The following is an 18,557-nucleotide window of genomic DNA, read 5'->3' as shown; positions in this document are numbered from 1 at the left end:
TGAGAAAAGTTCATCCTCCCCAGCCTATTCTCGAACGCTCTATAATGCGAATTGTGAATGACGGCAACAGCGCCCGAAAGCGCCCATGTCGCAACGATTCCCATTTAAAAAAGGAGTAGATTCAGAATGTCCACAAATAAAAAGCAAGACGCCTCCCTTCGCTTAGCCGGAGAAACCAGTGCACCCATCATCAGTTACAACGTACCTGAACCGACATCCTACACCGGTCGTACCTACATTGAACTGACATTTCCCGACGATAGTTTTCTTCCGTCAGCAGCCGGTAATAACTCAATCGTTTCACGAGCAGCATCCGCCAAAAACGAGTCTCCGGTTGAGGCGTTACGTAAAGCGAAGCGATCGGGAGAACGGATGACTGAAAAGCTTAAAAAGCTCACCGAAGAGGAGGTCGAGCAAGCAGCCCTTGAAGGCAAGCAGCTGTCAATTTGCCGGACGATGACTGGTGCATTGGCCCACCGGTTCAAAGGTGATTCTACCGCTTCTATAAATGCGGTGAACGCAGCTTCCCTTCGCCCGCCTCTGCCTACGACCGACGACGGCGGATACCCTCCTTCCGTTCCCACGGATCCGGGCGGCGGTGGTGACGGCAGCTTTCCTGACCCGGTAGATCCGAAAATCAGCGTGTCGATTACTTCGCCGGCCCCAAACACCAGGATTACCGGACCACATACCGGAGCTCCAGTGACCATCACGGGTAAAGCCTTGGTAACCGTAGGCGGAGGCACGATTTCACATGTCAGAGTTAAAATAGGAGATGGAGACTACAATGAAGCCACGCTTTTAACCAATGGTTCCTGGACGTTCAATACAATAATTGCGACAGAAGGAAGCCTGGCCATTAAAGCACAGGCAGAGCACAGTTTCGGTTCGGTTACGAACGTATCGACGGTAACGGTAAACGTAGATCTCGAGGATCCGGACACGGTTCCACCAACCGTAGCAATTACCTCCCCTGTTCCGGGACAGCATTACAGCGCTGCCGGGAGAGACTCCATTTCCGTGATGATTGAGGGTACCGCGTCGGATATACATGGTGTTTCCAAAGTTGAACTTATTGTCGATGGCGGAGCCTCGGTGTTGGTCGATACGTCTGACCGATACGCAAACTGGAAAAAAGCGCTGACGTTAGGAGCAGGAAACCATTCAATTGTAGCTCGCGCTACAGACAGCTTTGGATTAACTGGAGAAACGAGCCTTACGGTATTGATCGATGCCACTCCACCCACCATTTCTATTACTTCGCCCGCAGCAGACGGAAATGTGGCCGGGACGCATACGAAAGGAGCAATCCTGGAGGTGACGGGAACTGCCCTAGACGATCATGGCATACGAGTCGTAGAGGTGACTGTTGATAATAATCCCGTTTATACACGTGCAGCCGAAGTCGAGCCTAATAATTGGTCAAAGTGGAAAGCCGCCGTTCAAATTGACCAATCTGGCCATCATTTTATAACTGCTAGAGCAACGGATCTTGCAGGCAATACGGTGGAGACAATGATAAAGGTGAATGTCACCATCGTTCCGGAGATTACCTCCCGCACTAACCGCATCATTTTGATTGAGTCCTACCGCCTTTCTTCTTTCTGCGGACAATACGGGATTGGCCGCATGCTGAACACGTTCTCTCTTCTGCCGGGCGAAAAGAGCAAAATAACGATTCGGTCCTATACGCAAAGTGAAGAAAGCTTAAAGGATGCGTCCAGCATTCTTGATTCCGTAACGGACGATATCGCATTGGAATTCGAAAAATCAATCGGGGACGAATCGTCCAATAAAACAGTATATGAGGAAAGCGATGCCTACAAACTTGAAGCAAGCATGGGTATCAGCTGGGGCGGATGCCTGAGCGCATCGGCAAGTGCATCAACTAGTGGCACGACGAATGCCGCGCGCGAGCAACTGACCAAAAACATTGTAAATGCGGCCGAAAAACATGTGTCCAAAGCCTCGGCACGCCGTGACTTGAAAGTGGAAACCACTTACGAAATCAAAACGACCAAATCGGAAGAAAACGTCATTATCCGAGAGATCGAAAATGTGAATATGAGCCGTACTCTTAATTTCGTGTTCCGTCAAATGAATCAGGAATTTATAACGCTGCTACACCTGGTAGACTTGCGGATCGGCTATTTCTGTGCAGATAACGACTACTACAGGGAAGTGACCCTTCCGGAGCTTGATGGCCTTTTGGCTGAGGTGATCGTGGAAGAAAAACGGGCTGAAATCCGAAATGCAATTTTGAATCAAATGACAAACATTTTCGATTACAAGGATCGCCACCATGTCTTCGTTGAGGAAGAACAGTTTACTGATTCTGATGGAAATGTCGTGCCACTCTCCAGTTATTTGAGAGTTAAGAAAGACTACACTACAGAATACTATGACGAAGCCACTGGAACAAAAATTAGTGTCCCCGGCATTATTATGGCAGCCAACCGGCATGTTCTTCGTACTGATGGCATTGCCGTCGAAGCGGTGCTCGGACAGGGCGAAGCGCTGGATGCTTACTCCCGCAATCTGCAGGAACAAGCTGTTCGAGAGAAGGAGCTCCGCAACGATATGCTGGAGGCAGAGATCAAAATGAAACAGCTTGCCCTGTCGATTTTAAAAGAACGCGATGAGGCGGCGGCTCAAATTTACAGTTTGCTGAATCCTGCACCGATTGCAGAGGAAGAATCCACCCCGGCTGCTGCTGTTACTCTTAGATAAGGGGGGGCATACATGGGAACCTCAGGGAACGACAAACATCAAAATCCTGTTCTTCATGAAAGAGCCTTAGAAAAGATCAGCAAATTCATGGTCGACCACGATGTTTTGTTCAAGCTATACAAAAAAGCGGCCGATCAGCTGAAAAAGGCGCTGGAGAAAGGAAAAGCAGGTTATATACTGGATTTTCATAAAGTCCATATGCAATACCTGATTATGGTCTATACCGCAGTTGTGAAGATCGAGGAAACGGCGGAGGCCGTTTCTCAGTTGGAAAAAAACTTGGATGCTTATGTAGCATCGGCAGAAAAAGAACTGCAATTTTCAGCGACGATCTCACCCGATCCGTTGCAGAGAATGACGACAAACGAGCTGTATTATAACTCTTCGGATCCTATATTTAAACGGCTATACAACGATACTGTTCTAACACAGCGCCAGTTGACCAAGGCTGTTCTGGACTCCCTTGTTGAACACGGTGACCAGGGACGTCTAATCAAGGAGGACACGAAGATAAAACTCGGAGAGCTCAAAGAAAAGCTGGAAGCGATGGTTCCGAAGTCGTCAGCGGAACAATTGATCATTAACCGCAACAAGCAAAACCTTGATATGGTTTCCCTTAAACTGGCGAAGCTGGAGGTCATAATTGGACGTATTGTTCAAGCGATAGCTGAAGCCCAACGAAACGAAGAAACGGCTAATCACTATCCGATGATGTAAATTCCTGCTTTTCTCGCCGCCTTCAACAACCGCGAAGACGCTGCTCCTGCTGAGGGGTTTGACGAGCTTAGCGTTGGAGATAATGAGATATATACATCAAAAGGAGGAATCCAAAGATGAATCCAACCTCCGTCAACCTGGAAGCGGTCGAGAAGGTACAGGAACTGATCAAAGACATCGAGATTGCAATGCTTACAACGATATCCGATAGAGGGCTCGTTTCCCGACCCATGAAGACCCAGGACGTTGAGTTCGACAGCAACCTGTGGTTCTTGACGAAGAAAGATACTAGCAAGTTTCATGAATTGCTTCACAACCAGCAAGTCAACGTGGCATACGTAGGAAAGTCTTTCGTCTCCATCCGCGGTGAAGCCGAACTCGTGGACAGTTCGGAGAAGGTGAAAGATTTCTGGAACCCGGCCTACGAAAAAATACTTGAAACGACGTTTGACGATCCAAACCTCGTTCTCATCAAGATCAAAGCCGAAACTGCAGAGTATTGGGATTCCGGTAACAAGTTCAAGATGGTCCAATTTATGTTCCGTAGGCTGCTGGGTCAAAATACGGAAGGAACCGATATCAATCAGACCGTGGAATTGAATTCGTTTAATGATTGATGAAGAAATGCCCATCATGCTATAGGTGATGGGCATTTGCTTTTTGTACTCTACGTGAAGAGAGCGAACCGAACCTAAATCCTGTTTCAATGAGGTACATCTTCATCAAAAGCAGCTGCACGCTTCCCATTTTGACCCTTAACGCTGCCTGGTTAATAATCCTCTTCTGCCTGGGTCATGCGACGCCTCACGGCTTCTTCCATCGCCCGATTCAGCCACTGCTCTTCTTCGGGCGTAAACGGAGAGCCGCCGACGGTCAGAGGCTCAAGTCCGGCGATGTCAAACTCTTCCGGATTGCCGATCATGGCAATCGTCTCTTCCCCGACCAGCGCCATCTGGGCCTCCATGTACTGCTCAATGAGGCGCTGAACCTCCGGTGTGTGCACGGGGCCTCCGCTTCTTTGCTTCACTTCCCGGACAAATTCCAGATATAGTCGGTCCATGTCCTGCTGCACCTGCCCCATGTGGTCAAAAATGGCGGCAGCAGCCTGTTTCCCCCTGGCCTGTTCCAGCCATTCCCGCTGCTCCGGCTCGGTCTGAACCCCGCGAATGATTGCCATCAACGTGCTCATCTGCTCGTGCCCGTTCAGTTCCGATAGAGCGCGAAGCCGTGCAAGTGCAGCTAGAGCGCGTTCAAGCTCCTCTTTCTTTATCCGCATCCCGATCTCCAGCTGACTCAGCATCCCGTCCCATTCTTCCGCAGCCGTATCGGATTCCAAAATGTCCCGGATCTGCTTAAGGGGAAAACCTAAAAATTTCAGTGCCGTGATTTGCTGCAGCCGTTCCATCTGCTCCAGCCCGTATACCCGATGCTCGCCCGTCCCCTGCCGATCAGGGGATAATAGTCCCTGCTCCTCGTAGTAGTGCAGCGTCCGGATCGATACACCCGCCTGCTCCGAAAGCTGTCCCACCGTCAGCCACGTCTGTCCATTCATTTCTGCAAAAAACCTCCTCCATGAACTGTCTTCTCTATGCATGAGACGATTTCATTCTACTCCCTCACGCAGCGTCAGGGGCAAGCAGAAATTAAAATATAGTCGGACTTCCATACTTTATGGTACATGCCTAATCAGTAATCATATAAGTTGTTGTCCTTGGATAGGGTCAAGAACTTGTACTTACATACTAAAAAAGCCGCTATAATAGCGACTTTGAATAGAACAATGTTCTTGTCCTTCAACAACAAGCTTCCCCAGCTGAACGTTACACGTGGTTCACACTAACACCATGCCAGAGCCGGAGCATTCCATTCTAAAAAGTATACCAGCCTTCGCCAATATACACCTCTAACAAGGGGAACACCTTACAGCAGCACAAACTCCCCTACTTGCAGATCATCCGGCGATGAAAAATCCGCTTGCAGCCGTCGACAGTCCCCCTGGTCTTCGATGCATGGCAGAGCTAGGGCTCGATTCCCCAGACGAGCTTTCCTTTCCGGTACAGCGTAACTTTGTTCCAGTCGCTGAACGACGTCTTCGTCCCGTCGAACGAGTAGTCGTCCGACGGGTTGAAATCCGACCAATCGCTCTTGGCGATACGTACCTGGATGTCGCCGGATTGGCCGCCTGCCGGAATCGAACCGGCCATCGCCGCGAACCGGATTTCCAGATACCCATCCGTTCCTGTTCGCGCCGGTTCGATCGGTGCAAACGTTCCGCTAACGGTGTTTGTGCCAACCTGGGCCCAATCACACCAGAATTGGAGCTCTTTGCTGCCGTCTTTCGTGAAATAATAACGAATCTTCACTTCACTCAACGGGACGTCTGTCTTACCGTTATTGGTGATGTTAAACGCAGCATGGATCATATTGTCCTCTGCCGCGCTGCTGTTGCTCGTTTTGTACTGGACGGCGAGTCCCTCGGCAGCGTTCGTTCCGCCGCTCGCAGGCTCCGTCGCTTCTGCTGCCTTTTTCGATGGCGCCGGGTCTGCTGCCTGTTTCGGAGCGGCTGGCTGTCCGCCGTTCACGGGCTTCATGATCCTGGCAAGCATCTTTTGCTTCGGCTTGTTCCATGTCTGCCAGTCGCCTAACAGCAGCCCGCCGGTATCTCCGCTGTTCGGGTTGAGGCTCCAATATGTCCAATACAGATCATTTCGGCTGATGTAATCGACAAGCGCGTTTTGCCACTTGCCTTCCTTCGAGGCCATATCGACGCTGCGTCCGCCGAACTCCCCCAGCAGGATCGGCGCGATTTTTTCCTTATGGATGTAACCCCAGTTCGCATCCCATACACCGGACAGGTTGGCGGGAAATTTCCTGTCGGCAAACCACGGCTGCGACGAAACACCCGGGCCGTAATCGTGCGGCGAATAAACGATCTGGTTTGGCACCTTCAGCCGGACCGGATATTTGCGGACCCCTTTCAGATTGCCGCCCCACCAATAGGAGCCGCTCTGTCCCTTTACTTTCGCGTCCACCCCTTCCACAACGATCAGCCAATCCGGGTTAACGGCGAGAATCGCATTGCCCGCCCGTTCGGCAGCCAACCGCCAGTCGGTGGCCGAATCGCCGCATCCCCAGCAAACGGAACCGTGCGGCTCGTTATGCAAATCGGCGCCGATCACCGTGTCGTTGCCCATGTAACGCTTTGCAAGCATCTTCCAGTCTTTGATCCATGTCTTTTCCGGAACCGATGGCGTATACCATCGCTCCGTTTGCCCCGAGGCCGTTGGACGGTGACGGTCAAGAATGATTTTCATCCCGCGTTCTCCCGCTTTTTGCACGAGCTTGTCCAGCAGTTGCAGCGGCGTCAGCCCCTTCAGGTCAGGATTTTTCGCATAGTCGATTCCGCTTGGCGTTTTGCCTGGCAGCAGCATTTCGTTCGTATATGGAATGCGCAGCAAGTTGTAACCTTCCTTGGCAAGCTGGTCCAGCACGCTGTCCATCGACCGTGTCCACAAGCCATGGGGAGCAAAGTTGTCCGTTTCAAATCCGAACCAGTTCACTCCGTTGAAGTTGGCCGGTTTGCCCTGCGCATCGACGATACGGTTGCCTGACGTGTGGTAGTAGCCCAAAGAAGACAAGGAATTGGCTGATGCTGCAGCCCCGATACCCGAGACGAGCATGGCCACCAGCAGCAGACAGGTTCCTATTTTTTTCATCCGATCCTCCCTTTCTATGATCCAGAATAACCTTAGGAAAGCAGTGTATAATCTCGCAGGTACATCGCGCCTGCAATGACATGCTCCTTAGAATATATCGGTTAATCAAGGCAGTTGTTGTAGATATATTTCATGTGACAGGGAGAATACGAGCTTCGTTTGGACTTATACCATTCGCTCCGCGAAAAAATATGGACTGATCCTTTGCAATACCGCAACCGGGGTTTACCTTTGTTTAGCGGTTTGCGGCAGCGCCATCAGGCTCAAGTGAGTTTGCCTCGCTTTCTAATAGAGTCCGTTGTTTTCGTTTCTTCTTTCTTGGCTGTCCTCTCCAAGACAGGTACGTCCAGATGCGCAAAACATATTCGACGGGCCCACTGCTGAACTTCTTCATGTAAACGGGACTAAGCCACAACTGAATGCAATAAACGGCAAGCGCGATGAGCGCCCCGACGAAAACACCGGCACGGCCAAACAGTCCGAGTCCATATCCGTAGAAAATCGTCGTACAGATTACGCTTTGCATCAGGTAATTCGTAAGCGAGAGACGGCCTACCGCTTCAAATCTTGCCATCAGGGCAGCACGGCCGCTTCCCGTATACAGCAGTGCAAAGGCGTAAATGTAGCCAAGCGCAAGCAGCATACCTCCGAGCGTTGTTCCAATTCCGGTGCCTGGCCAACTTTCCACGCCAAGCTGCGGGGCTAATACGCCGTATGCTTTCAGTAACAGTCCAACAGGAATCAGAAATGCGGCGCGGTGAGAATATGTACGTCTCATGGCTGGCGGATCGTCAAACGTTCCGATTCTGGCGGAACGCATGCCGAGCAGAAACATCGGCAGCGTGATAACCGGGGCCAGCACGAGAGCAAGCAAGATGAAGTTCTTATCCATCTCCCCGAAAGGGTCGGCATTGTTGCGAAAATCCTTAATCTCCGTATAGCTGCCGTTGCCGTATACATCCTGGCTTTGCACAATGTAATTGATCATCTCCTGAGACGGAGCAGCCAGTGGGTCTGACGGATCTGAAGCCGGGAGACCAAGCAGACCCGCACCCGTTAGTAATATTGTCGCCCAGATGAATAATGTTTTTGGTTTCCGGTTCAGAAACAGAAGCAGAAGGAAACCGGTGATGCCATAAAACGTCAAGATATCCCCTTCCCACAGAAATGTCGAGTGCAGCAGCCCGATAATGAATAGAAGCAGAAAACGGCGGGCCAGGTGACACTTCGGTCGTAGTTCCCGTGTTTTCAGGCTTTCCGATAGCTTGATCATTCCGAACCCGAACATAAATGCGAAGATTGGCATGAAGCTGCCCACCACCGTAACCTCCAGGAATGAATGAAAAGCCATGTCCGCCCCCTTAATCCCAAACAGATGCAGTGCGCTTTCGCCGAACAGGCCGTACTGGAAAATCAACATATTGGCCAGCACAATGCCCACCAGGCTGAATCCGCGCAGCCCATCGATTAATTGAACGCGCTTTTTATATGTACTCAATTCGATCACCTCGGTATTCAGCATAACGTCCCGTCCTAAATGAGCGTTAAAGCCTTCCTTAACATTTCCTTAACGCGGCATTGGAAACAGGCCTCTCCCTTTAAGCAGCGTTAAGGTTTCTCTGGTACAATGACTAATGCAATATGTAGACAAGGAGAGATTTCCCAATGAATTCTGCAAAAATTCTAATTGTGGACGACGAAAAAGCGATCGTGCAAATGCTCGAGTTCGTGCTGCGCAAGGAAGGCTTCGAGCATATCTATACAGCAGACAACGCGGAAGACGGCATGCAGCTTCTGCTCGAATACGGCGCCGATATTATTTTGCTCGACGTCATGCTGCCCGACCGTACGGGCTTTGAGCTCGGACCGCAGATTCGGGCGCAGTCCGACGCACATCTGATCTATTTGACGGCACGCACGACGGACTTGGATCGACTGACGGGCTTTGCCGTAGGTGGAGACGATTATGTGACCAAGCCGTTCAATCCGCTGGAAATCGCAGCCCGAATTAAAGCGCGTCTGAGGCGAGGAATAGCCGAAACAGCGGTCCAATCCGCCGTCACGCCTAACGCGGACCCTCGTCAGCGATATGACTTCGGGGGATTTGTCCTTGATGAACGGGCCGGTGAGCTGCTTGTCGGCGGCCGGAACGTGCCCTGCCCTGCCCAAGCCTACCAGCTGCTGCTGTTCCTGTGCCGAAATCCAAACATCGTCTTCTCCAAAGCCCAACTGTACGAATCCGTCTGGGGCTTTGACGGACTCGGCGATGACAATACGGTCATGGTTCATGTCCGCAAAATACGTGAACGCATTGAGTCAGACCCAAGCTCGCCACGTTATCTCCTGACCGTTCGCGGACTCGGGTATAAGCTCGTGAAGGGTGAAAACGTATGAAAAAGCAGGCAAAAATGAAACGGAGCCGTATCGCGAGGCGGTTGGGATTCCATTTTACCCTCCAGTTCTTCACCCTTTGGCTGCTGGTGCTGGCCATTGTATTGATTTCATTATTTACAATGATGTATTACATCGGTAACGAACAGTTGAAGACCGACTTACCTTCAGAAGTGCTGGATTCGCTGTCGATGGAGGCGATCATCGAGGGCGACAGCGTAGAGCTCCCGTCTTTCTGGCAGGATCAGCTGGAACAAAAGGGATATTGGCTCCAGATCGTCAACGAAAGCGGACGGGAAGTTTATGATCTGAACGTACCTGAAGGCGTGCCGAAGCAATACGCTGCTTCTGATCTGCTGCGAATCAGTGATACGGGAAGGCTGAGCGAATACAATGTCACCACGTTATACGAAGAGATTTTCGGCTCCCGAAATCTTTATCTGCTGGGGCGGAAAGATGCCGACGGATCAAGGCTTGAAGCATGGTACGAGCTGTACTCCGAAAATGGACGGGTACCAGACTCCGCCGCTGCAACATTAGACGATAAAGTGAAATCGATCGGAGCTTCGCTTGTAATACTGGACGAAGCCGGCCGCGTCGCTCAGAACTTTGGGCTTCCGTCAAACTATGCGACGTACGGGGCGCTGGCCCTGATTGAGATGCGTCAGCAACCGGCCAAATCGAAGATGGAAGTCTCCTATCATTACGATCCTGCTTCCGAATATACATGGCTGATTGAACGGCCGCGAGCGAGTGAACAACCAACGAACCAGCCGATATTGCGTACGCTGCTGATCATTCTGGTTATCGTCGGCATAGCGATTTTACTGCTTTCCCTTGCTCTCGCAGTGTGGCACGGCTACCGATACGGCGGTCCCCTGCTGCTGTTCATGAGAGGCTTCGAACGAATGGGCAGAGGCGAATATGAACAGGTCTTTACCGAGAAGGAACGCCGGAAGATTTTTGGCAAAAACGGCCGCTTCCGCGCCCGGTATAAGCTGTACCACGAGGTCATCGCAGGCTTCTCCGAAATGGCAGATAAACTAGCTCGTGCGCGTAATGAACGCCTCCGTTTGGAGCAATCCCGGGAAGAATGGATGACTGGCATCTCGCACGATCTGCGTACACCGCTCACAACCGTCCAAGGTTACGGCCATCTGCTGGAAAGTGGGCAGTTCAGCTGGAGCGAGAAGGAGCTGAGAGAGGTTGGAGGCACAATCCGCGAAAAAAGTACATATATGTTAGAACTGTTACAGGACTTTTCGCTGACGTTCGAACTGAAAAATCATACGCCAGGTGAAAAGCTGGAACCGCTGGAACTCAATGAATTCGTTCGCCGTGCCGTTCTTCGTTATGTTAACGACGTAACGTTGAAAAACGTCGTTTTCGATTTCGAAGAAAGTCCGGCTTCTCTACGTATTCTAGCCAATCCAAAGTGGTTCCAACGTTTGCTCGACAATTTAATTTCCAACGCTGTCAAGCATAACCCGCCTGGGACGGAAATCGTACTGAGCGTTATGCATGAAGGAGAGTTTGCCTTCATCACCGTCCGTGATAACGGTGTAGGCATGGACGCGGAGACACAATCCCGCCTCTTTGACCGTTATTACCGAGGGACGAACACGGACGAGGGGATGGATGGAGCGGGACTCGGTATGAGTATCGCTTACGCTGTCGTGGCCGCGCATAAAGGCACGATTACGGTGGAGTCCGGCGTTGGCGAAGGCACAATGATCAAACTGACGTTCCCCGCGCTGCCATCTCCGGCTTCCGAACGAGAAACCGGAAGTTACCTGTAGTCGTGGATTAGACGTACTTCAAAAAATGAGCAGCCTGTTTACCCTACAGGCTGCTCATTTCTCATTAAACCAACGTTTCCTTTCCAACTCTCCCTCCTTCTCTACCCTTTTGACTTATTTTCGGGCTTTGCATAGTTAAACTCGTGGAACATATAGCCGCATCCCCATAATGTCTGAATGCATTCGTTTCCTTCCGGATAATTGGAGAACAGCTTTACACGCAGACGTTTAATATGGGTATCTACTGTACGTTGATCATAAATCTTCCGGTGCGAAGATTTCCAAACTTCCGTAAGTAATGCCTCACGAGAATATACCTTTTCTTGATGTGTGACTAGGAAATAGAGCAGATCATATTCTTTCGGAGTCAGATGGACCTCATGTTGCTTTACCATCACACGGCGTGCTGAAGGGTAAAGAACGATTTCACCGATGATGATGGCGTTGTTATTCGAGTCATCGGCTTCGGGAACATAGGGGTTGGGAGCATGTACACGAGTTATCATGTTTTGGATGCGCAACACAATTTCTCTTGAACTAAACGGCTTGACGACGTAATCGTCTGCACCTGCTCTAAAACCTTCAATACGGTCCCTTTCTTCCGATCGCCCGGATAACATCAGTATCGGCACATCGGGTTGTGCCTGTTTCAACCACTTGCAAACATCAATCCCATTCATGTCAGGCAGTAACCAATCCAACACGATCAAATCATAATTGACATGCTTCACGCAATAATTTTGGATGGCTTGTGTGCCGCTCTGCGCTTCTTCGACTGTGAATCCCTCTTTCTCCAAATACATCCGCAGCATACTGCGAATGCGCATTTCGTCATCAACCAATAATACTTTTCTATCGTTTTTCATCATTTCTGCCGCCCTCCAACTGCATGAACAACGTGAACCCACCGATTCACTTGCATCACTTCAAGCTTGTTAAACATCGGATGCAATCATCTGCGATTCAATCTGTTTCAACGTATAAAAGTATCCCTTCCGCTCCATCAATTCCGTAAATGAGCCGATCTCCACGATTTCGCCCTGTTCCATGACGACAATCTGATCCATGCTCTCCAGGCCGGTGAGGCGATGACAAATGAGAAGAAGTGTGTCTCCAGCCGCTTGTTCGTACAGTTGCTTCAGGACATGCTGCTCGGTGACGTAGTCAAGAGAAGACGTTGGTTCGTCCAGCAACCATAGACGTCCTTTGCGCAGCATGGCCCGTGCCAAGGCAAGCCGCTGTTTTTCTCCATCGGATAAGTTTTCACCTTTCTCATAGACCACCTGATTTAGAGAAGCCGTTGAAAATTGCGCTTTAGCAAGCACATCTAATAGTCGCTCGTCGGAATGTTCTTCCGCATTTAATAGTAGATTTTCACGAAGCGTTCCTCGGAAAAAATGGCTTTGTTGCAGCACTACATTGGCCAACTCCCAGATGTTCGCCTCGTCCAATTCGTGAATGGAAACGCCATTTATTGTTATGCTGCCCGACGTTGTTTTTCGTAGTTTGAGCAGCAACTCGATTAACGTAGATTTCCCTGATCCGCTCGGCCCAACAATCGCTGTTTTAGAGCCTGCCGCAAGATGTAGTGAGAAATGGTTTAGCGCTGGCCTCCACTCCCCCTCATATTGAAAAGCAAGATTGTTTATTTCAATCGATATGGGCACATCTGTTGTAAAAGGAGTCGACTTTCCCATTGGCGATCCTGCAACTTGAGTCGATAATGTTTCCGCCAGCCGATTGGCAGCATGTTCGCTATCTTGTTTATATGCAGGCAATACGGCCATAGCAGCCGACTCTTCAAAAACCGTTTGCGTGGCCAGCACCAGCATGGCAAGAAATACGCCAGCAAGTCTTCCGTCCACAATCAAATATGCACTGAGCGTCAGGACACTCCAAGCAATGAAAAAGGTAACAAATACATGCATGGACTGTCCCAGCAACAATTGAGCGGAAGCTCGCTGCTGCTCGGCTGCCAATGAAGTCGAATCGCGCTGAAGCTGCTCCTCACGCTGTGCCAATTGCCCGTAAACCTTTAAATCCCGGAAGCCATACAGCACTTCCGTGATTTCCGTGGACAGTTTCGATCGCTGCTCGCGGACACGCTCATGAATTTTCCGTTGTCCCCACAGAACGATGCCAGGCACGACCACTGCAGTAATTACCATTCCCAGCACCAGCAAACCGGCAATCCAGATGGAATAGGACGCGGTAAAAAGCACTGTTGCCAAAAACACCATAATTACAATAACCGGCGGATATGCAACACGCAAAAAATAGTTTTGTAAACTTTCTACATCCCCCACAATCCGTGCGAGCAGGTCCCCGCTTCGATTTTTATTCAGTATCCCGGGTGTCAAAGGGATGAGCTTGGCAAAAAAGGAAGTTCGCAAACGGCTGAGGATGGAGAACGTTGCCCTGTGGGTATATAATCGTTCTCCATAACGGCTCGCGGACCGGAGAAAACCAAGCAATTTCACAAGAGATGTAAGAATAATCAATGTGTAGAGCGGTGGCTCAAATACCGTTTGAGAAATCAGATACCCGCTTGCGGAAAAGAGAGCTACACCGGCTATGCCAGCCATAAACCCTCCTAATATCGAAATGACAATATCTTTCCGCTCTTGGAACATCGCCTTTGACAACATAGCCAGCTCACTCATGTTAATCCCCCTTTTTGTTGGACAGCGACCATTTCAGCATATTGGGGCAATCGTTTCAGAAGTTCCTCGTGACGGCCTGAATCCACAATCGTTCCTTGATCTACAAACAAAATGTTGTCGGCATGTTGAATCGTATATAATCGATGTGCCACCGTAATCATGGTAGACGTTTTCGATAATGTAGAAATGGAACGCTGCAGTATGCGTTCGGTGTGCAAATCGAGCCCTACTGTAGGCTCATCGAACAATATGATGGCAGGTCGCTTTATAAAAGCTCGTGCCAAGGCAAGACGTTGCTTTTCACCACCAGATAGTCCGCGTCCTCCCTCGCCAACGAAAGTATCCAATCCTTGATCCAATTGTGCCGCAACCGTCGTTAGTCCGGCTTCCTCTGCCGCTTTCTCGATTTCTTTCCTGGAAACGTCCCGACCCGCACCGATCGCGATATTTTCGGCGAATGTGCCTGCGAAAATATAAGGGTGCTGCGTTATATAGATAACTTGTTTAAACCATACTTCTTCATTCTCTTGCGAAAGCGGATTTCCGTTCACCAGAATCGTCCCCGAATCCGGTTTCAGCAAACCGGCAATAAGATGAAGCAGTGTCGTTTTACCGGCACCGCTTTTTCCAACAATGGCAATGTTGCTTCCGGGTTTAAGAAACACACTTCCCGAATAAAGTTCGAATGAATCCGGAGCATACTGAAACCGTACATTCTTTAGTTCTATCGAAGGCGGTATCGGAAGCGACTGTAGATGGGGCATCGGGAAGGCTTCATCTGCTTTCGTCATTCGATCGTTCTCATCGCTTTCCTCGGTTCTCACCATGTTCTCCATTAGAACGGGTTTACCGTTACCCCTATTCTTCTCAAGCATGCTTTCCACCCTACGGATCGCCCCCATGCTTGTTCGTCCGCTGTGAAAAGCAGTGCCTGTATTTTTTAAGAGATTATAGAATTCCGGAACGAGCAACAAAACGAGAAATGCCGTGTGGAACGTCATGGATTTGAAAACAACCAACTGAATGGCCAATTCAAGAGCGACAATACCGATACTAAGCATCACAATGGATTCCAACATGAACGTATTCATGAATGCGATTTTCAAAATATCCATGGTTGTATCACGGTAGTTTAAACTGCTATGCTCTATCGCCTGCTGCTGTCGTTGGGCCCGGCCGAATATTTTCAATGTAACCAAGCCTTGGAGGGAATCCAAAAACGTACCGGAGAAGTGGGCCAGCTGCGCATATTTTTCTTCCGATTTATTTTTCGTCTTCAGTCCCACCAAGATCATGAAGATGGGAATAAACGGAGCCGTAAACAACATGATGAGACCTGAATTTGCATGTTGAGTAAACGTAACGACCAGAATCAAAATAGGGATGATCATGGCTTCTACCATTTTTGGCATGTACTGACTGAAATAATGATCGGCCTCATCTACTGCATCCAATGCTACGCTGACCTTTTCTCCCGTCTGTCCCCGAACACTTAAACCCATGGAAGAACGGGTCAAGCTTCGCGTAACAGATGCTCGCATGCTCGTCTTTGCGTTGGCCGCCATGTGCAGACCTATTCTCCCATTGCCAAATGATAACAGTGTACGTAAAGCCATAGTCACCAAAAGCATGCCAAGGATCCAAACGACGGATGAAAAAGAGGCTTTTTCCACGAAAATACGCTGGACGGCTTCTGCAAGCAGTGCAGCTTGAACAACGATGGCTGTACCAAGTACAAATGAAATGAGGGCAAGAAGAACGACGGATTTTCGTTGTGCAGACATTTGTTGAGCAATGAGGCTCGTCTTTCTTTTCACGTTAACTCTCCTCCTTTCTGGAAGTTTCCTTGAGAGACAACCCTCAAGGAAACGATGAACTTGTCTATTTCTTTCCTTTCACATAATCCGCATCAAATAGAAAGAGTCTGAAGACCAAGATCAGTGAAGGAACCAAGAGACACATACCGCCGATAAACGCGACCACCAGTGCGAAGCCCATGGATGAGGAGGTGACGCTGCTTTGAATGGTGATGTATGGGTCAAGAATGTATGGATAATGTCCAATTCCGTAAGCAAAAAAAGCGCTGAAGAATTGCAGCATGATGCATATAAACGCCCAGCCGTAACGACGTCCTCGATATAACAGCCACATGGCGATCATAAAGAAGGCCACAGAAAATGCGAGCAGCCACCACAAATCCATCATATTTTGAAAATGCCGTTCATTGTGTTGGCCCAAAAAAATAAATGTCGTCAATGCGATCACGATTGTAGGTGTGCTCCAAAAAAGGGCATAGGTCCGCATCAATTTCAACGCTCCATGATCTTCAGCCCTCGAAGCGTAAAAAGCCAGAAAGGAAGCGCTGATGAATAAAACAGAAACAATGGCCAGCCCAACGATGCTCCAGGACAATGGACTGCTAAAGAGCGCCCAGTAATCCAACGAGGCCGTCTCTCCTTGTTTCAAAATAAATCCGCCTTCGGATAGCGTCAGCGCGACTGACAGTGAGGCAGGAATAAGCACCCCGGTTGCTCCATACAGAAACAGATAAACCAGATTATTTTTTGAACCATAATTCTCAAATGCATAAAATGAACCGCGAATCGCGAGCAAAATGACGGCAAGACTTCCTGGGACAAGCATGGCTGATCCATAATAATAGGAGGTTTCCGGGAAAAAGCCGATTATGCCAATGTAGAAAAAAACGAAAAATACATTCGTAATTTCCCAAACGGGCGATAAATAACGAGAAATCAGCTTATTGGTTACATGATCCTGTTTCGTAAATCGAGCATAAAAAGCAAAGAACCCTGCTCCGAAATCAATGGAAGCGATAATGATATATCCGTACAAAAACAACCAGAGCACTGAAATTCCAATCAATTCGTAACTCATCATGCATGCTCACCCTTCAATGCTGTTTTATCGCTTACATGCTGCATCCACTTCTCCATCTCAACTTCTGCCGGATTATGTTTGAACATGCGACGAAGGACAAGACCGCTAACGGTCCCCAACACGATGTATAGAAGAAGGAAGAAGAAAAAAAGGATTCTGACGCTTGGGGATGTCGTCGCGGCTTCCTCTACACGCATAAATCCTCGAATAATCCAAGGCTGCCTGCCGAGTTCTGCGTAAAACCATCCCAGCTCAACGCCTAAAATTGCAAGCGGTGCGCCTAATGCAACTAACCTCAGCAGCCACTTGTTGAATTCATTTCGCTTTTTCCAAAATACGAAGAGGAAATACAGAAAAGAAATGCCTAGCAATGCAAATCCAATGCCTGCCATCAAATCGAAAAAGTAATGAACGATGAGAGGCGGTTGTTCGTCAATCGGAAACTCATTCAGACCCGTTACTTCTGCATTGAAATTTCCAAAAGCCAAGAAACTGAGAAGTTTCGGAAGGTGAAGTGCACCTATAATTTCATGTTCAACATTAAGCCACCCTAAAAATATCAAATCGGCCCCGCTCTCCGTTTCAAAATGCCATTCTGCCGCTGCGAGCTTTTCGGGTTGATGCTCAGCCAAAAACTTAGCGGAGACGTCACCGGCCAATGTATTTATTAAACTGAACACCAAAACCACTGCCATCATCAGGTTTAAGGCTTTTTTGTGGTATCCTGAAGCTCCTTTTCGAAGCATTGAAAAAGCTGCAACGCCTGCGAGCAAAGCCGCTCCTGTTAAATAGGCCGAACTTAATACATGAAACACCTTGGAAAAGGTTGCCGTGCTCAGCATGGCTTGAACGGGGTCAACGGCTGTGAATTGTCCTCCTTCAAACGTAAAACCTCCCGGTTGATTCATAAATCCGTTTACCGTTGTGATAAATACGGCTGACATCCCTGCCCCGACCACAATCGGAATGGTTAGCAGCCAATGCATCATGGGGTTTTTAAACCGATCCCATGTGTACAGGTAAATCCCTAGGAAAATGGCTTCAAAAAAGAAGGCGAACACCTCCATAAACAATGGAAGCGCAATAACATTACCCGCAAGCTTCATAAAATGAGGCCATACTAAAGAAAGCTGCAGCGAAATTGCTGTTCCCGTGACTACGCCTACCGCAACGGAGATAACGAACCCTCGTGACCACCTCTTTGCCATAAGTATGTAGTGCAGATCTTTTTTGCGGATGCCTATTAACTCGGCCAGTGAAATCATTAAAGGGATCCCCACGCCAAGTGTTGCGAAAATTACATGGAATGCTAGCGTCATACCAGTCACCAGTTTGCTCCATAGTACCGTATCCATCCCCATCTTTACCTTCTCCCCTCCAACTTTGTTTTTGTCTAAAATGAAGAAACAAAACATCAGGTTTAGATGCTGAACTTCATGACCTTCGGGGGCTAATTGATGCTTAGCTGCTTTGTGATTAGAAAGAGATTTTTTTCACATAGTAGGTTTGGCCGTAACCCGAAACTGTTGAAAGTGCGGTCCAAGTATTACAAAACCTGATATTTAAAATTTATTATATACTTGACGTTTAGCGTTGCAATTGTGGTCACGCCTTCTCCTCTAAACGTTCAAGGAAGGATCAAT

13 protein-coding genes are annotated in these 18,557 nt (G+C 49.0%); 5 read left to right on the top strand and 8 right to left on the bottom strand.

The window, feature by feature from the left end; translation table 11 throughout:
* The first annotated feature begins 126 nt into the window (after positions 1 to 126).
* The 3 genes from L6H98_RS02480 (at position 127) to L6H98_RS02470 (ending at position 4,064) form a co-directional block, all read left to right on the top strand.
* Positions 127 to 2,730 carry an Ig-like domain-containing protein gene (locus L6H98_RS02480; protein ID WP_236412614.1) on the top strand — a complete coding sequence of 868 codons (2,604 nt, stop codon included), beginning with the start codon at positions 127 to 129 and terminating at the stop codon, positions 2,728 to 2,730.
* Positions 2,731 to 2,742: 12 nt separating this feature from the next.
* Positions 2,743 to 3,447: a hypothetical protein gene (locus L6H98_RS02475; RefSeq protein WP_236412613.1), complete on the top strand. Its 705-nt coding sequence runs from the start codon at positions 2,743 to 2,745 to the stop codon at positions 3,445 to 3,447.
* Between the two features lie 116 nt (positions 3,448 to 3,563).
* Positions 3,564 to 4,064: a pyridoxamine 5'-phosphate oxidase family protein gene (locus tag L6H98_RS02470; protein WP_236412611.1), complete on the top strand. Its 501-nt coding sequence runs from the start codon at positions 3,564 to 3,566 to the stop codon at positions 4,062 to 4,064.
* Positions 4,065 to 4,216: 152 nt separating this feature from the next.
* Here the strand turns inward: L6H98_RS02470 and L6H98_RS02465 are convergent, their stop codons facing one another.
* The 3 genes from L6H98_RS02465 to L6H98_RS02455 all read right to left on the bottom strand — a co-directional run bounded on the left by L6H98_RS02465 (position 4,217) and on the right by L6H98_RS02455 (position 8,685).
* The gene (locus tag L6H98_RS02465; RefSeq protein WP_236412609.1) at positions 4,217 to 4,999 is read right to left on the bottom strand and encodes a MerR family transcriptional regulator; all 783 of its coding nucleotides are present in this window, start codon (positions 4,997 to 4,999) and stop codon (positions 4,217 to 4,219) included.
* A 466-nt stretch (positions 5,000 to 5,465) separates the two neighbouring features.
* A complete protein-coding gene (locus tag L6H98_RS02460) occupies positions 5,466 to 7,163 on the bottom strand; it encodes a cellulase family glycosylhydrolase (protein ID WP_236412607.1) in 1,698 nt (565 codons plus the stop codon).
* A 235-nt stretch (positions 7,164 to 7,398) separates the two neighbouring features.
* A complete protein-coding gene (locus L6H98_RS02455; RefSeq protein WP_236412605.1) occupies positions 7,399 to 8,685 on the bottom strand; it encodes a DUF418 domain-containing protein in 1,287 nt (428 codons plus the stop codon).
* Positions 8,686 to 8,828: 143 nt separating this feature from the next.
* Between L6H98_RS02455 and L6H98_RS02450 the strand changes: the two genes are divergently transcribed.
* The gene (locus tag L6H98_RS02450) at positions 8,829 to 9,557 is read left to right on the top strand and encodes a response regulator transcription factor (RefSeq protein ID WP_236412602.1); all 729 of its coding nucleotides are present in this window, start codon (positions 8,829 to 8,831) and stop codon (positions 9,555 to 9,557) included.
* On the top strand, positions 9,554 to 11,353 hold the full coding sequence (locus L6H98_RS02445) for a HAMP domain-containing sensor histidine kinase (protein WP_236412600.1): 1,800 nt from the start codon (positions 9,554 to 9,556) through the stop codon (positions 11,351 to 11,353). The genes L6H98_RS02450 and L6H98_RS02445 overlap by 4 nt, the downstream gene beginning before the upstream one ends.
* Positions 11,354 to 11,454: 101 nt before the next feature.
* On the opposite strand, the gene L6H98_RS02440 is transcribed toward L6H98_RS02445, so the two are convergent.
* From L6H98_RS02440 to L6H98_RS02420, 5 genes are all read right to left on the bottom strand, one after another.
* Positions 11,455 to 12,222: a response regulator transcription factor gene (locus L6H98_RS02440; RefSeq protein ID WP_236412598.1), complete on the bottom strand. Its 768-nt coding sequence runs from the start codon at positions 12,220 to 12,222 to the stop codon at positions 11,455 to 11,457.
* Between the two features lie 66 nt (positions 12,223 to 12,288).
* Positions 12,289 to 14,016 (bottom strand): thiol reductant ABC exporter subunit CydC, encoded by a 1,728-nt coding sequence (gene cydC / locus L6H98_RS02435; RefSeq protein ID WP_236412596.1) that lies wholly within the window; start codon positions 14,014 to 14,016, stop codon positions 12,289 to 12,291.
* On the bottom strand, positions 14,013 to 15,833 hold the full coding sequence (cydD, locus tag L6H98_RS02430) for a thiol reductant ABC exporter subunit CydD (protein ID WP_236412594.1): 1,821 nt from the start codon (positions 15,831 to 15,833) through the stop codon (positions 14,013 to 14,015). Before cydD ends, cydC begins: the two co-directional genes overlap by 4 nt.
* Positions 15,834 to 15,897: 64 nt before the next feature.
* Entirely contained in the window at positions 15,898 to 16,914 is a 1,017-nt protein-coding gene (locus tag L6H98_RS02425) for a cytochrome d ubiquinol oxidase subunit II (protein WP_236412592.1), read from the bottom strand.
* A complete protein-coding gene (locus L6H98_RS02420) occupies positions 16,911 to 18,275 on the bottom strand; it encodes a cytochrome ubiquinol oxidase subunit I (protein WP_236412591.1) in 1,365 nt (454 codons plus the stop codon). The genes L6H98_RS02425 and L6H98_RS02420 overlap by 4 nt, the downstream gene beginning before the upstream one ends.
* Positions 18,276 to 18,557 lie beyond the last annotated feature (282 nt).

Source organism: Paenibacillus sp. JJ-223, assembly GCF_927798175.1.
In the GTDB taxonomy this organism is placed as follows: domain Bacteria; phylum Bacillota; class Bacilli; order Paenibacillales; family Paenibacillaceae; genus Paenibacillus; species Paenibacillus hubeiensis.
The sequence above is the reverse complement of the archived record's forward strand: the minus strand, read 5'-3'. Positions and strand labels throughout refer to the sequence as shown.